13 protein-coding genes are annotated in these 14,505 nt (G+C 59.5%); 5 read left to right on the forward strand and 8 right to left on the reverse strand.

What is annotated here, in order from left to right; genetic code table 11:
* From IC761_RS30020 to purU, 4 genes are all read right to left on the reverse strand, one after another.
* Positions 1 to 1,632, reverse strand: coding sequence for an FAD-dependent oxidoreductase (locus IC761_RS30020; protein WP_438265154.1), 1,632 nt, complete (start codon positions 1,630 to 1,632; stop codon positions 1 to 3).
* Between the two features lie 124 nt (positions 1,633 to 1,756).
* The gene (locus IC761_RS30025; RefSeq protein ID WP_195800269.1) at positions 1,757 to 2,224 is read right to left on the reverse strand and encodes a MarR family winged helix-turn-helix transcriptional regulator; all 468 of its coding nucleotides are present in this window, start codon (positions 2,222 to 2,224) and stop codon (positions 1,757 to 1,759) included.
* 172 nt (positions 2,225 to 2,396) lie between these two features.
* Positions 2,397 to 3,731: an aminomethyl transferase family protein gene (locus IC761_RS30030; RefSeq protein WP_195800270.1), complete on the reverse strand. Its 1,335-nt coding sequence runs from the start codon at positions 3,729 to 3,731 to the stop codon at positions 2,397 to 2,399.
* Positions 3,732 to 3,967: 236 nt separating this feature from the next.
* Positions 3,968 to 4,837 carry a formyltetrahydrofolate deformylase gene (gene purU / locus IC761_RS30035; RefSeq protein WP_195800271.1) on the reverse strand — a complete coding sequence of 290 codons (870 nt, stop codon included), beginning with the start codon at positions 4,835 to 4,837 and terminating at the stop codon, positions 3,968 to 3,970.
* A 258-nt stretch (positions 4,838 to 5,095) separates the two neighbouring features.
* Between purU and IC761_RS30040 the strand changes: the two genes are divergently transcribed.
* The 5 genes from IC761_RS30040 to IC761_RS30060 all read left to right on the forward strand — a co-directional run bounded on the left by IC761_RS30040 (position 5,096) and on the right by IC761_RS30060 (position 10,295).
* A complete protein-coding gene (locus IC761_RS30040; protein WP_195800272.1) occupies positions 5,096 to 5,839 on the forward strand; it encodes a GntR family transcriptional regulator in 744 nt (247 codons plus the stop codon).
* Positions 5,840 to 5,872: 33 nt separating this feature from the next.
* Positions 5,873 to 6,757: a bifunctional methylenetetrahydrofolate dehydrogenase/methenyltetrahydrofolate cyclohydrolase FolD gene (gene folD, locus IC761_RS30045; RefSeq protein WP_246791594.1), complete on the forward strand. Its 885-nt coding sequence runs from the start codon at positions 5,873 to 5,875 to the stop codon at positions 6,755 to 6,757.
* A 14-nt stretch (positions 6,758 to 6,771) separates the two neighbouring features.
* A complete protein-coding gene (locus IC761_RS30050; RefSeq protein ID WP_246791363.1) occupies positions 6,772 to 8,049 on the forward strand; it encodes an aminomethyl transferase family protein in 1,278 nt (425 codons plus the stop codon).
* 31 nt (positions 8,050 to 8,080) lie between these two features.
* Positions 8,081 to 8,734: a nuclear transport factor 2 family protein gene (locus IC761_RS30055; RefSeq protein WP_195800274.1), complete on the forward strand. Its 654-nt coding sequence runs from the start codon at positions 8,081 to 8,083 to the stop codon at positions 8,732 to 8,734.
* A gap of 562 nt (positions 8,735 to 9,296) precedes the next feature.
* Entirely contained in the window at positions 9,297 to 10,295 is a 999-nt protein-coding gene (locus IC761_RS30060; protein ID WP_195800275.1) for a LysR family transcriptional regulator, read from the forward strand.
* A 605-nt stretch (positions 10,296 to 10,900) separates the two neighbouring features.
* Here the strand turns inward: IC761_RS30060 and IC761_RS30065 are convergent.
* From IC761_RS30065 to IC761_RS30080, 4 genes are all read right to left on the reverse strand, one after another.
* A complete protein-coding gene (locus IC761_RS30065) occupies positions 10,901 to 11,419 on the reverse strand; it encodes a hydantoinase B/oxoprolinase family protein (protein ID WP_246791364.1) in 519 nt (172 codons plus the stop codon).
* Positions 11,420 to 11,606: 187 nt separating this feature from the next.
* Positions 11,607 to 12,374 (reverse strand): SDR family oxidoreductase, encoded by a 768-nt coding sequence (locus IC761_RS30070; protein WP_195800276.1) that lies wholly within the window; start codon positions 12,372 to 12,374, stop codon positions 11,607 to 11,609.
* A 78-nt stretch (positions 12,375 to 12,452) separates the two neighbouring features.
* The gene (locus tag IC761_RS30075) at positions 12,453 to 13,487 is read right to left on the reverse strand and encodes an NADPH:quinone reductase (protein ID WP_195800277.1); all 1,035 of its coding nucleotides are present in this window, start codon (positions 13,485 to 13,487) and stop codon (positions 12,453 to 12,455) included.
* 2 nt (positions 13,488 to 13,489) lie between these two features.
* On the reverse strand, positions 13,490 to 14,503 hold the full coding sequence (locus tag IC761_RS30080; RefSeq protein ID WP_195800278.1) for a quinone oxidoreductase family protein: 1,014 nt from the start codon (positions 14,501 to 14,503) through the stop codon (positions 13,490 to 13,492).
* Positions 14,504 to 14,505 lie beyond the last annotated feature (2 nt).

A 14,505-nucleotide genomic window follows, 5' to 3' on the forward strand; every position in this document is an offset into this window, starting at 1 on the left:
TCAACTCGCCAGGCGTGCATGATCGCTCGTCGTGAGCCCGAGCGCACGGGCAAGGACGCGCTCGAGCATTCCCGCCTGTGACGCGCTGCCGCGCCAGGCCACTATCTGATCGGGACGGATCAGGGCGAGATCGGCCTCATAAAGATCGCGCAACCGCCTTGGCAGAGTGACGAGCTTCAGATCGGCCCCGAGCGCCCGCGCAGCTTCGCTCAACCGACCTTTGGCGGATACGACGTCATCGAATTGCAGCAGTGTCCATTCGAAGCCGAACAGATCGTACAAGGACACGCCGTCCTCGAGCCACGCATGTGGTGCACGGCCTCCGGGACAGGCGGTCGGAACGTAGACATTAGCGGCGTCCGGCGGCGGCAGGCCGCCGTCGGACACGATGATTGGCGAGCCGTCGTAGCGTCCGCCGAACGTGACACCGGGTATGTTGAATTCGGCCTGGGCATGCTGTTCGAGATAGGTGCCCGCCGCACGTCTTGCTTCGCCGCCCGCCTCTGTGGAGTCCTCGATCTCCGGCGCGGGCGCAAAGAGACCAAGCGAGTCGGCGAACCTGCCCGCATAGTCGGTGTTGCGAAGCGCCACCGGACGACGTTCGACTGCGTAGCTGTCGAGGAGCGCAGCCGGGCTGATACCCTTGACGACGCTCGCGAGCTTCCAGCCCAGATTGACCGCATCTTCGATCGCGGTGTTGTAGCCGAGCCCGCCGGTCGGGGTAAACAGATGCGCCGCGTCTCCGCCAAGAAAGACCCTGCCGCGCTGCATCCCCTCGGCCACCAATGCATGTCCGGCGGTCCAGGTTAGGAAGGACAGCACTTCGCATTCAATCGGGCTGCCGCATGCGCGCTGGAAGGCCGCCTTCGCCTCGACGGCGGTGATCGCGCTCTCATCCTCTCCGGGCCGAAGCTGGGTGTGGAACGCAAATTCGTCGCGCCCGTTGACCGAAGCCATGAACGCCCGACGATCACCATTGAAACAGTTGTACATCCACGCCTTGGCGTGCGGGATGCTCGCGTAGAAATCCGGCGAACGGAGATAGACGGCCAGCATCCGGCCGCCCATGAAATCGCGTTGGGTGCCCGTCCTGCCGCCGTAGGAAATGCCAAGCGACTGCCGGACCATCGAGCGTGGTCCGTCGGCGCCGACCAGGAAGTCGGCGCGAACCGAAACGCGGCGGCCATCGTCAAGGCACTCGATTTCACCAATGACACCGTCGTCGCGTTCGACATAGCTGATGAGACGGTGGCCATAGTGGAGCTGTATTCCAGGGAGCCGCTCGGCATGCCGGCGCAGGACCGCCTCGACATATTTCTGCGAGACGCGATGGGGCAGCTCGGCGGCGCTCCAGGAGCCGGACATGCCTTTGACCAGTTCGGTCGCGCGCGCCGAAGACGGCAGTCGAAACCGCGCCAGCTCGTAACCGGTGTAGCGGGTGAAGTAAGCGACGTCCGTTGGATAGTCGGCGGGTAAACCGGCCTGCCTAATTTCGTCTGCGAGACCCAAACGCCGATAGTGCTCCATTGAGCGGGCTTGAGTCGCATTGGCTTGCGGATTGAACGCAGTCCCGGGCTTCTCATCCACCAGGATGGCGGAAGCGCCGCGCCGGCCGAGCTCGTTGGCCAACATAAGACCGCAGGGGCCACCGCCAGCGATCAGCACTGAGACCGTCAGACGTGGATTCAAGACGCTTCTCCCTACCAGGCATTATCTGCATGGTAAGGTAGCCTGACTACTTCGTCAACCGACCTGACTAATCCAAATCTTCAAGGGTGTCGAATTTCGATCCGTAAGCTGCGAGCCCTTTTAGAATCGCAGCCATCGTTACCTTCCCGAGTTCGGCACGCATCTCTCGCTCGGCGACGTCCACGGCGTCGCGAAAAACATCCAACCAAACTAGACCGGCACGCGTAAACCTGACAATGCGGGCGCGCCGGTCAGTGGGATCAGCAACCCGCTCGACCAGCCCTAACTCCGTACATTGATCGATCAATTCGCCCATGGCTTGTTTGCTCATGGAAGCTCGCCGCGCGAGCTCGGTCAGCCGCGTCCCCTCCACGTCAAGATTGCGGGTCAGGCTCACGTGAGCAATGCGTGTCTCGGCATGACCGCTTGCGCTCATCAATTCGAGGACGCGAGCCTCGAAACGCCGTACCGCGTTGTTGAGAAGACGACCGACATTGGCGTGTCGCCACGCAGTCCCGGATTTGTTGGTTTTCAAGCGATCTTACTTCCGAATCGAAACGGCCCGAATCGCGCAAGCCTAACATATCCGCGCAGGCCGTTCTAAAAGGCAGGCTTGTCAACTCAGCGCGCCTACGCCGCAAAAGAATTGCGCTGGTCGAACACTTGACGATTTCCGAGGGGGCCGGAAATTGAGCTCCGGCTGGAGTTCACAGCGGGTGAGCTTCGGCTCTGGCCGTCTTCAGATTTGTCCTGCGATGGTCCCACTTGTAGGGAGACGGCGCGACTGTGGCGCGAATACGTTTCTGGCGCTTGCCCGGATTTCCCCAGATCACTTCGACCTCTGTACCAACTTCGCTCTTATCGAGGTCGATCACGCAATGCGACATCATCTGCCGGAATGTGAAACTGAAGCTGCGGGAGGTAGCCACCCCCACCTCCCTGTCCTTGGCAAGTACCGAATGCGCATCCATGCAGAATTGCTGCTGACGCGGCATGTCCATAAATTCGTAAGGCTCAGCGTCGGCTCTAAAGAGCGAGTTCTGAACATCCTGGCAGTCCTCGGCGCTCCAAATCAACGTCACGATTTTGCGCCGAGGATTTGCGATCTCGCGTTCCAAGGCCTCTCGACCATAGAAGTCGTGGTCGAACTTCACGTTCTTAGCCCATCCAAGATCAACGGGACTCCGGTACCAGGCGGACACGTGGTCGGCATGAAAACTTCCGTTCACCTTCAGACAACTATCGAGCGTCCACCGCCTGAACTTCAAGGTCCCAAGCCGCTCGCGTTTCGACAAGTCTTCGTAGAATTCGCTCTCACTCGGTTGGCAGACCGCAGGCAGATAATCGTGCGTGACGATCGGAAAGCACGTTTCAAGGTGATTGATCATCGCCGTACGAGAACCGCGGCGTCGGATGCCTGAAGCTCTTCCAGCGGATAGGATTGCCTCCCGCACGTCGTCCGCATGGACCAGAGGTCCTTGTAGTTCAAATCCGATCTCTGCAGCTGTCCCTTGCCGCAGAAAGAGCGTGGCATGACCCGCAACCGGGAACGAGTGCTGATGCATGAAGCGGACATCGCGAACGCGAGGACCAACAAGCTTCTCCAGTACCTCGAGCGAAGACACTCCTTGGACCTGGAACTTGAACTTGCTGACGCGGTACTGCCACTGCGCGTTGTAACCGCCCTTCCGAAGCTGGTATTCGAGCCAAGTGGTAACCGGTCCGAGTGCCTGAAACTCAAACTCGTCAAGACCAAATCGCGTTAAAATGCCTTCTCCGATGATTTTGCCATCGCGGTTGCAGCAAATGATACGCTTGGCCTGCCCTATTTCGAATTTCGCAAAGCTGTTTACGGCGAAGCTAGAAAACAATGTCAAGGCGTCGGGACCCGAGACACGAAGCTCATCTAGGAAAGACCATTCGTCGAGATAACATCCCTTCTTCCAGGACTCGCTCTCGTCGATCCAATCCGTATATTCGAGGTTGCCCCAGCCGGCGATTGATGGAATTCCGATTCGAAGCTGTTCGACGGTCACGCTCATGGCGTCCCTCCCGATACTTTCCGCGACCGCCTCAGGCGGAACTTTCCACCTTCGAAATTTTGATCGGAAACGCGAAACGTTCGTCCTATCCGTTATGGTCGGCCTTGCTCATGTACCCACTGTTTGGATACCGACACGACACCGTCGCGGCATCCATTGGCGGATCGCGATAATGAACAGAGCCTCCCGGCGAGAGCATCGGCCGGCATGATCATTAGATTATCCATTCGCATGGGCTAGTCCGTGAACGCCACTGTCTTGCGGCCGTTCTGAATGACCCGGTTTTCCACGACATAGCGAACTGCGCGCGCCAGTACACGGCGCTCAATGTCCCGCCCCTTACGGACCAGATCGTCGGGCGTGTCCCGATGCGAGATACGCTCGACGTCCTGGTCGATGATCGGTCCCTCGTCGAGATCTGAGGTGACGAAGTGCGATGTCGCCCCGATAAGCTTGACGCCCCGTTCGTGCGCCTGGTGGTAGGGTTTGGCCCCCTTGAAACCAGGCAGGAAGGAGTGATGGATATTGATGCAACGACCGGCGAGCTTTGCAGCAAGCCCGTCCGAGAGGACCTGCATGTAACGAGCTAAAACCACGAGTTCGGCGCCGGAACCTTGAACCACGCGCCAGATCTCCGCCTCCTGCTCGAGCTTGGTTACCTTGGTTACAGGAAGATGGTGAAACGGCACGTCCTCCAGATCCTGGTGAGCGTAGGTTTCGCGCGGATGATTGGAAACGATTCCGACGACATCAATCGGCAACTCACCTGTCCGCCAGCGGTAAAGCAAGTCCACCAGGCAATGATCGGAGCGCGATACCAAGATCAGGACCTTGCGTCTGTGCGCGCGATCGTGAAGCGACCAGGACATCCCGAATTGCTGCGCTATCTCCGTGAACTGCTCCCGGAACGTGTTCGCATCCGAGTGTGATCCCTCTTCGATCGGATTGAAAACGATGCGCATGAAGAACCGTCCGGTCTCCACATCGTCGAATTGATTGGCCTCGAGGATGTTGTACCCCGAGCGAAACAGGAATGCTGACACCCCGGCGACGATGCCGGGCTTGTCCTGGCAGGACAACGTCAGGATGTAGCAAGGTGAAGACATTGTGACTCCCTCGTGTCTTAGCGGACGCAAGCGGTGAGCAAGCGCACACCGTCACCGACGAACTGGATGGTCATTTCCGCGATACTTCCAGGCCGGAGTCGGACGGACGGCAAATCTCTCATGGAACTCTTCCTCAACTCGCCTCTTGCTGATCTGGTATTCTCAACGTATACGTAAGCTCTGACATCTGCCTGACTTCTGGTCAATATCACTCATAAACTTGATGTTTCGTATACGTTGGGTATTCCTGAGATCGCAATGACGGACGATGCAAGTTCCCAAACCTTGAAGGCGGTGCTCGGGCTGCGTGGGCTCATTCTGGAAGGCGAGCTAAGGCCGGGCACTCGCGTCTCTGAGCCCCTTCTCGTCGAGCGTTTCGGGGTCTCCCGGACTCCAGCGCGGACAGCCCTGGTTCGCATGAACGAGGAAGGATTGCTGGAGCAGCTTCCGAGCGGCGGATTTGCTGTGAAGGGATTCACGGAGCAGGATCTGGCAGACGCCATCGAAATCAGGGGAACGCTTGAAGGAATGGCAGCACGCTTCGCGGCGGAAAGAGGAGCGCCCTCTGAACTTCTGACGCGAATGGATCGGTGCGTCTCGGACCTGGACCGCGCGGTCGCTGCCCTGTCGATACATTTCGACCTCGACGATTTCGTCCGGTTCAACGATGAGTTTCACGCCCTCCTCGTCGAAGCATCCGGCAGCGAGATGATTGCGCATTCGCTTCAAAGGGTTATGTCCCTGCCCTTTGCTGCGCCGAACGCATTCATAGAATCGCAGCGCGCCGATGTGCAAGGCGTCGTGCAGATCCTCGTCAATGCCCAGGACCAGCATCGCACCATTGTCGAGGCGATCCGAAATCGACAAGGCGCGAGAGCGCAGGCGCTCACCATCGAACATTCGTTCGCCGCTACTCGCTATCTGCGGCTGGTCTTGGCTTCGGGCGAGCCCTCGCGCCGCATTGCCGCTCTCACGCTAATCAAGGCTTCCCGCTTTAGATAGGTCACCATGAGTGCGCGCATTCTCGACGGTCGGATGATCGGGCGAGCGATCCGTAACCGCATCAAGACCGATGTCGCCGAGCTTTCGGAGCTCGCCAGCGCGACACCCGGCCTAGCGGTGATCCTGATCGGCGACGATCCAGCATCGCGCGTCTACGTGACGAACAAGATGAAGGCGTGCGCCGACGTCGGGATTCGATCGACTTTGATCGAGTACCCGAAGGATGTGCCTGCCGAGGCTCTCATCCAGTCCATTGAACGGCTGAACGATGATCCGACAATACACGGCATTCTCGTCCAGCTCCCGCTGCCGCCGCACCATGACGTCAGGGCGGTATTGCACGCAATTTCCATCGAGAAGGACGTCGACGGTTTCCATCTTTACAATGTCGGCGGGCTGGTCGTCGGCGACACGATCTTCTCGCCTTGCACGCCCTTTGGCGTGATGAAGATCCTCGATCACGCCCGTATCCCCGTCGAAGGCAGGAACGTCACGATCGTCGGCGCAAGCAACATCGTCGGCAAGCCGATGGCGCTGATGATGATGCGTCGAGACGCCACCGTGGCGGTTTGCCATGCAAAGACACGCGATCTCGCGCAGTACACGATCCTCGCAGACATCCTCGTGGTCGCGGCGGGCGTTCCCAATCTCATCCTGCCGCAAATGGTACGGACCGGCGCCGTCGTCATCGACGTCGGGATCAACCGGTTACCAGACGGGCGCCTGGTCGGCGACGTCGATTTCGAGGGCGTGAGCCGCAAGGCCTCATTCATCACGCCCGTGCCGGGCGGCGTCGGGCCCATGACGGTCACCATGCTGCTGGTCAACACCTTGTCGGCGGCTCGCCGCTTCGTCGAGCAGACCCACGGACCAATCCCAGCACCCGTTCATCCAGAAGATATCACGCAGTTAGCGTAACGAGGGAGATAGAGATGAAACCGAACGATATGCGTACGACACCGCCAGGTTACTTCACGAGCCGTTGGGGCCTCCCTGAATATTCCGACTGGATCGACGAAAGCATGTCCTGGAAAGAGACCTGCTACATCGGCGACTGGTCCTTCCTTTGGGAGCGACGCTTTAAGGGGCCGGACGCGCTAAAGCTGCTGTCCGACACGTCCGTGAACAGCTTTGCGAAGTTCGACCTGCATCAATCCAAGCACGTCATTCACTGCAACGATGACGGCAAGGTCATCCATGAAGGCATCCTGACCCGGCTTGGTGAAGATGAATTCATGCTCTTCGGGCGCGGTACCTTCTGGGTCGACTACAAGCTCCGGCACGGCAATTACAACGCTGTCTCACAACCGGATGACTGGTTCAACTTCCAGGTCTCGGGACCGAATGCGGCCGCTGTCGTGGAGAAAGTGTCCGGCCAGAACGTTCGCGATATCGGTTTCATGCGCAACGGGGAAATCACGATCAAAGGACACAAGGTCCTCGCGCTACGGCAGGGCATGGCAGGCGAGCCCGGCTTCGAGCTGCAGGGGCCAACCGCCCACTCCAAGGAGATCTACGATGCGATCCTGGAAGCCGGGCGCGACTTCGGCATCCGCCAACTCGGTGGTCGCGCGGTGTTCATCAACCACCTCGAGGCTTGCTTCCCGACAATCCTGGTGGACTACCTGCCAGCCATGTTCGGCGACGATACCAGCGGATATCTCGCCGAGTTCAAGGCCGCCATGCCGTCCTATGCAGTCACATTCAACATCGCCGGCAGCTTCCAGTCGGACGACATTCGCTCCTATTACCGCAGCCCTGTCGAACTGGGGTGGGGCAAGAACATCAAGTTCGACCACGAGTTCATCGGCCGCGCGGCACTCGAGAAGGAAGTGGCCAACCCTCGCCGCGTGATCCGGACGCTGGTCTGGAACGCCGACGATGTGATCGACGTCTATGCTTCCCTGTTCCGCAAGGACCAGCCCTTCCACTTCATGGACATGCCCCGCGATCAGCGCGGCTTCGTCTATGCGGATAAAGTGTTGCGCGGAGGCCGGGAAGTCGGCATTTCGACATCTCGCGGTTATAGCTATTACTTCCGCCAGATGCTGTCATTGTGCGTAATTGACGTCGCCGACAGCGACATCGGCACGGAAGTCGTGCTGGTATGGGGCAACCCCGGCGAACCACAGAGGGAAATTCGCGCCACCGTAGCACCGGCTCCCTACAAGAGGGACAACCGACGCGTGGACATGACAAAAATCGCCTGAAGACGAACGTGCCATCACCCGGAAGCAGGATATGACAGCGACAGATCAAGACGCCTTCAATGAACAAAAGAGCGAGAGGGATCGTCGCTCAATTCGCGACCTGATCGAGAATTGGGCGATCTGGCGCGATGCAGGCGACTGGGAGCGCTTTCGCACCGTTTGGCACGATGACGGACGGATGAACGCGACCTGGAAACAAGGGACGGCTGACGAGTTCATAAAGGCTTCCATCGAGGGATGGAATCGGGGCGTCAGCATACTTCATTTTCTTGGAGGCAGCTCGATTGAGCTTTCAGGCGAACGCGCTATTGCACAGACGAAGATGACGATTTCGCAGAGAGCTGATGTTCATGGCATTCTTTGCGACGTCGTTTGCACGGGCCGGTTTTATGATTTCCTGGAAAGGCGTCTTGGCCGTTGGGGTTTGGTGATGCGCCAGCCTATCTACGAAAAGGACCGGATTGATCCGGTCGATCCCAGCGCCTCTTTGAAGCTCGATGGCAACCTGCTTTCGCAGTTTCCGGTCGGTTATCGTCATCTGGCTTATCTGCAGTCTCAAATCGGGTATCCCGTCAAGAAGGACATGCCTGGGCTGAAAGGTCAGGAAACTGAAGCACTTTACGCACGAGGCCAAGACTGGCTGCACGGCAAATCCCTTTCTGAAGCCCACTCCGCACCGAGGTAGCGCGCTGCTCGTCGGAAGCCGCAAGAGTTTCCATGTTTGAGAACATTGGGCGATGGCGAAATCGCACCCGATTCCCTTGAGCGATGGCTTACCGAAACAGTTCTAACACAGGGCCGATTTAGCGCGCATCGCCCGATCGAGATGTCCAACACACCCTGACGACCGCGCTTGTGATCCGAGGGAAGATGACAAGTAGTTCCAGCGGGATGGGCGGCGACGGCGCTGGATCACTGCGTTAACGCGCAGCGCGATGTGTCTGAAAGGTGAGATGCGCAAGCGCGCCGGACTCCGCCGCACCTAACACATCCCGACGCCGCATCGGAATTCGGCTTTGGAGCGCTCAACATCCACCCAACCTGCAACCGTTTCGTGTTGAGGGATTCGGCCGGCATGCCGCACTGCGGCGATAAAATCGGCTTAAAATCTATCTTTATCAATTGGTTATCGTCGAAGTATACGTGATCTGTCTAAGACCATTCTCCTTGTGAAGGAATCTGTTCTCATTCCGACACGGCGGTAAGACGATCGGACTTTCATCCAAATACGCTCAGAAAGAACTGCCATGGATCGCCTCACCCAAATGGAATTGTTTGTCCAGACTGTGGAGTTGTGCAGCATCACACGTGCCGCGGAAAAGCTCGGTTTGTCGGACTCGGTCGCAAGCCGTAGCCTCAGCTCCTTGGAGGAAAGGCTGGGGGCGCGACTGCTGGAACGGACAACGCGTCGACTCTGGCCGACGGAAGCTGGACGGGCATACCATCAACGGTGCATGCAGTTGCTTTCAGATCTCGCGGAGGCCGATGCGACTGTTGGCCAATATAGCGCCCGGCCATCCGGTGTGCTGTCGCTGACAAGTTCGCCTTCGTTTGCAATGATGCACATTGCACCGGCGCTTCCTGAGTTCCAGCGGTCGTATCCTGAGCTGTCGATACACATCCTCGCAGCCAATCACTACGCGGACGTTATCGAACCGGGAGTCGACATTGCCGTGCGAACGCGTCCCTTTGAACGGGACTCGAGCATTACCGTGCGAAAGCTGACGCAAGCTCGTTACGTTCCCGCTGCATCCCCCGAATACCTGGCCGAGCGCGGCGCGCCGTCGACGCCCAAGGAGTTGGAGCATCATCCCACACTGATCTACGGGTTCTCACGAGAGATTCAGCCGCTGGTCTTCTCGCGGGGAGACACAACGGAGACGGTGCGGCTCAAGCCCGCACTAATGTCTTCGGAGGGCCGAACGCTGTGCGCTGCCGCTCTTGCGGGCGGCGGCATTTTAGTCCAACCGATGTATACGATCTATGACGATCTTAGAGCCGGGCGTCTTGTACCGGTGCTTCAGGATTGGGAACTGCCTGCTCTGACGATCAACTTGGCCTACCACTCACGGAAACACCAGCCAGCCAAAATCCGCGTCTTCATCGACTACCTGCTTGGGCATTTCGCCCAGAACGATTACGAGCGCAAATGGACTGAGTGGCCACCGGCGACAGCCGCTGGCAGCCCTACAAGCACTGCTTCGTCACGACGCAAGCCCGTCTCCCGCGGCGCCAGCCCGGCCTAGCAAGGGGGTGAAGGCCTGCTCCAACCAAATATTGTCAAAGGCGTTCTGCAGCACTTGTCTGAGCCGAGAAACGTCCTCGAGCGCGAACCTGTGCCAGCCCGCGCCACTTTCGGGTCATTCAGTCAAAAATTCCAAGGCGAGCTGATTAAACTTTTCCGCCTCCTCCCATTGCGTGCGGCCAGTGATGCGAATCTTTGAGCACGACAAGTCGCCCCTCCTTCAAGAAGGTGAGCGCCTTTTCCGCCACGCTGGGGTACTGGCCCGGATTTGTGGGCGTCCAGACCAGCAACTTTTCTCATGCGATGTTCCGCAGTGCCTCAGGACCTTCATGGTTTGTCAACGGCGACGGTTCAGCCACGGTGCGCATCATCCGCCTTACGAATCGATCATTGAATTCCGACATCCCCGGCCGCTTGAAGATAGCGTGCCGTATATCGATGAGCTCTTCAGGAACGGCGTCCGCACCGCCCTTGAACAGAATCCCGAGCCTTTGGCGTAGCTGCTCCCTGGACCACCCTTTCGGGGTTTCGCTGGGCATCTGCGGCACGCCGCCACGCCGACCTCGTCGCACTCGAGCGGAGCCCCGGCGTTGAGTATCAGCTTTTTCACTCGCCCGGGGTTTCGTCCGGCATAGAGCTCCCGCAACCGCGCTGAAAGAAAGTCCGCTGATATGAACCGGTTTCGCCCGTCACCGCGGTAAAAACCGAGCAAGCGGTCGTTTCGCCGCGCCTGCTCCGAACGCTCTCGGGTGGACCCCAACCGCCGCTGCCTGACGAGCGCACTTCGAAGCAGTCGCCCGGCACGACTTCGACGCCGACCTCCTTGGTCGCAGCACCCGTTGCGGTCGGCCCGGGCGACACCAGACCGTAGCGATGCGGTGCTCCGTCGTTGCCGCCGAGCAAACCGCAGGCGCCATGACGCACGCCCTCGCCTGCGGTATTGGCGGGCGCCGGCTTTTCAGTCTGGACCACCAGGTCGAGCGCGACGCCGAGGCCGCCACGAAACTGACCGACGCCGCCGGAATCCGCGAGGTATTCGTGATGACGGAAGTGCAACGGGAAGCGCGCTTCGGCGACTTCTATGCTGCCGAACTTGATGCCACCCGCCGATCGAGGACCCGCCATCGCCCCCGGACGACGCGCCTTCGCTGGGACGGGCCTGGAACAGGCGATGGAATCCGTCAGACTGCAACACGTTTGCAGCCTCAAAGGCGCCTGATTTCAACCCTTGTGGTCTCGCACGGCGCCATGTCGATCTCCAATTCCAACACTGCGGGATTTGCCAGATGGCTTGCGAATCACCTCGGGACCGTCAGGCTCGCATGTCGGCGTCGATTGGAATCATCTGCCCCGATATTGAGCGACCTCCATCCGACGCAAGAAAAACTGCCAAGGCACCAATCTCTTCCATGGGCACGAGCCTAGCGATCGATTGGTGGGCGGCGAGATTGTCTCGAACGACCTGTTCGATCTCCTGCTCGGTTTCCGCCTTCGAGCCGGTGATTTCAAGAAGGACCTTGCGGGCGCGCTTATTGTCAACTGCTCCGGGTAGGATCGCATTGACCCGAATATTATATGGGCCCAACTCGCGGGCCAGCGTCTTGGCTAGTCCGATCAGGCCCCACTTGGTGGTTGCATACGGGCTGCGGTTGGGATGCCCCATGCGCCCCGACACAGAAGACATGAAAATCATTGTACCTGACCCGGAGCGCTTGAGGTGAGGAATTGCGGCGCGGCTCATGAGAAAACCACCAGTCAGATTGACATTGAGAACCTTCTGCCAGTCGGCCAGTTCTATGAGCTCCAGCGGCAAGGTTGGGCCTGGTAAGCCGATGTTGCTCACCAACACGTCAAGCCCGCCCATCGTTTCGATCGCCTCATCCATGTAACGCGCCACCTGCTCGGCATCGGTGATGTCGCAAGCCGCGCCTACGAGTTGACCGTCACGTGTCGCGTCCGCCAGTGCCTTTGGATCAATGTCGCAGAGATGCACTTTGGCACCATTCTGCGCAAACGCTCGTGCAATGGCCAAGCCGATATTGGCCGCCCCGCCGGTCACGATCACTCGTTGCTTAGCCATGCGCTTCTGCCTTCTACTTTGATTATCTGTCGGTCCGCTCCAGCCCACCAAGTGGCCAATCATCTGTTAGAACGCACGTTAGTCCTGCGTCAGATCAATGACGACGCGACCAACGATGCCGCCCTTCTCGAGTGCTGCATGGGCTTGGCGCGTTTGGTTGAGGCGATAGTGGTGCACCGGGACGCCTCGCTCATCGCCGACAGCGACAGCCCCGTCTTGGAGAGCGTGTCCAATCGCCTTCGCCGCCTGGACCTTTGCCGCCTCGGTTACGGTATAGATCAAGATGAACTGGTATCGCGCATTTGACGTCATGGTTTCCCGCACAGGAATATGCAAGTCGTTGCCGCCGTCGTTGGCGTAGATTGCGATGACCCCGTTTGGTTTGATCACCTTGGCGTCGAGTCCGGCATTCACCACAGCGGAAACTTCGACAATGATGTCAACGCCGTCGGAGGCGATGGTCCGCACTTCGGCCGCGACGTCCTGCGTCTTGTAATTGATCACGTGATCGGCGCCGGCCGCACGCGCCAGCTTTTCCTTCTCCGGCCCGCTGACGGTGGCGACCACGGTGGCTCCGGCCCAGCGGGCGAGTTGGATCGCGGCGTTGCCGACCGCCCCAGCTCCTCCGGCAACGAGAACCTTGTATCCCACCAGAGCACCGCGCGACAGTTGCGCGGGGCCGCCCTCAGATACGGTCAGGGCGCGATGAGCCGTCATGAAGGGGATTCCGAGGCATGCCCCTGTGTCGAAGGAGACACCATCGGGAAGCGGCTCGACTCGCGAGGCCGATATGACCACGTAGTCCTGCGACGTGCCTCCAAGGCGCCGATAAGCAGCCTGCCAGACCCAGACGCGCTGTCCCTTCACAAGACTCTTCACCCCCTTGCCGAGCTTGTCGACCACGCCTGCGCCGTCGTGGTGGGGCACCTGATAGCCGCCTTGGGGGATAGGAATATGCAGGGCTCCGCGCCGAGACTTCCAATCAGTAGGATTAACGCCCGACCGGTGTATGCGGATCCTCACCTCACCCTCGCCCGGCTCCTGCGGCTCGACGGCGGAGAACAGTTCGAGTGTCTCGATTTCGCCGGTCCGCGCATATCCTACGGATCGCATAGTTATTTTCCCTCTTGGGATGTCCCGTTCCGGTCTTGGGACGTCTCGTTCCGGTCAAAAACACTATCCGGTATCAGCAGAACCTTTCCGGTCACCTCACGGCTCTCGAGCGCGCGCTGTGCCTGCGCGGCTTGCGACAGACGAAAGCGCGCCCCGACTGTCGGCTTGACCACACCCGCTTCCGTCCAGTGGAACACTTCGCCGAGCCGGCGCGCAAATTCGCCTCTAGTCAGAAAATCGCCGAGGCGAGGCCGAACAAATGACCGGGACTGCATGAGGTCAAGGTCAATAGCTTTGACCGGGCCGCTAACCCACCCGAAAAGAACCAACGTTCCTGTCCCGCTCAAGACACCGAGACTTCTTTCAAAAGTCGCAGCGCCGATACCATCGAGCACCGCCGCAGCCCCCACGCCGCCGGTTACTTCAGCAACTACTTCACCGAAGTTATCGTAGGAGGCGATCCGATCGGTGCCCGCCGCACGCGCGGCATCTGCCTTCGCTGGCGTAGAGACCGTGCCGACAATATTGGCTTGCTGATATTTTGCCAGCCGCGTCAGCAACAGACCGAGTCCGCCGGCCGCCGCATGTATCACGACCCAGTCGCCAGGCCGGAGATGCACGCAGGAGGTCATGATGGCATGTGCAGTCAATCCTTGGAGCTCAAGCGCCGCCGCATGTTCAAGGGAAAGCCAGTCGGGGACCTTCGCAACCGAGCCGACGGGAACGACGATCCGCTCGGCATAGGCTCCATGAGGGAGCAAGACGACGACGCGGTCACCTACCTTGTAACCGGAAACCTTCGCTCCGACCTCCCGTATGACGCCGGCTGCCTCCTGCCCGGGTATGAAGCCGGGCGGTGCAGGATACATGCCCCGGCGGAAATAGATGTCGCGGAAATTCAGGCCGACAGCACGCACATTCACCGTTACCTCGTCCTCGGCGGGCTCAGGCTCGGCCACCTCGCGCCACTGCAAGACTTCCGGCCCGCCGGTTTTGTCCATGACGATTGCGCGCATAT

The sequence above is a fragment of the Bradyrhizobium commune genome, from assembly GCF_015624505.1.
GTDB lineage: Bacteria > Pseudomonadota > Alphaproteobacteria > Rhizobiales > Xanthobacteraceae > Bradyrhizobium > Bradyrhizobium commune.

Bases quoted from the DNA above. Each gene is read 5' to 3' on its own strand.
- IC761_RS30065 (WP_246791364.1), bottom strand. From the start codon at position 11,419: ATGGCGGGTCCTCGATCGGCGGGTGGCATCAAGTTCGGCAGCATAGAA.
- IC761_RS30050 (WP_246791363.1), top strand. From the start codon at position 6,772: ATGAAACCGAACGATATGCGTACGACACCGCCAGGTTACTTCACGAGC.
- IC761_RS30075 (WP_195800277.1), bottom strand. From the start codon at position 13,487: ATGCGATCCGTAGGATATGCGCGGACCGGCGAAATCGAGACACTCGAA.
- IC761_RS30060 (WP_195800275.1), top strand. From the start codon at position 9,297: ATGGATCGCCTCACCCAAATGGAATTGTTTGTCCAGACTGTGGAGTTG.
- IC761_RS30070 (WP_195800276.1), bottom strand. From the start codon at position 12,374: ATGGCTAAGCAACGAGTGATCGTGACCGGCGGGGCGGCCAATATCGGC.
- IC761_RS30080 (WP_195800278.1), bottom strand. From the start codon at position 14,503: ATGCGCGCAATCGTCATGGACAAAACCGGCGGGCCGGAAGTCTTGCAG.
- IC761_RS30030 (WP_195800270.1), bottom strand. From the start codon at position 3,731: ATGAGCGTGACCGTCGAACAGCTTCGAATCGGAATTCCATCAATCGCC.
- IC761_RS30020 (WP_438265154.1), bottom strand. From the start codon at position 1,632: ATGTTGGCCAACGAGCTCGGCCGGCGCGGCGCTTCCGCCATCCTGGTG.
- IC761_RS30040 (WP_195800272.1), top strand. From the start codon at position 5,096: ATGACGGACGATGCAAGTTCCCAAACCTTGAAGGCGGTGCTCGGGCTG.
- purU (WP_195800271.1), bottom strand. From the start codon at position 4,837: ATGTCTTCACCTTGCTACATCCTGACGTTGTCCTGCCAGGACAAGCCC.
- IC761_RS30055 (WP_195800274.1), top strand. From the start codon at position 8,081: ATGACAGCGACAGATCAAGACGCCTTCAATGAACAAAAGAGCGAGAGG.
- folD (WP_246791594.1), top strand. From the start codon at position 5,873: ATGATCGGGCGAGCGATCCGTAACCGCATCAAGACCGATGTCGCCGAG.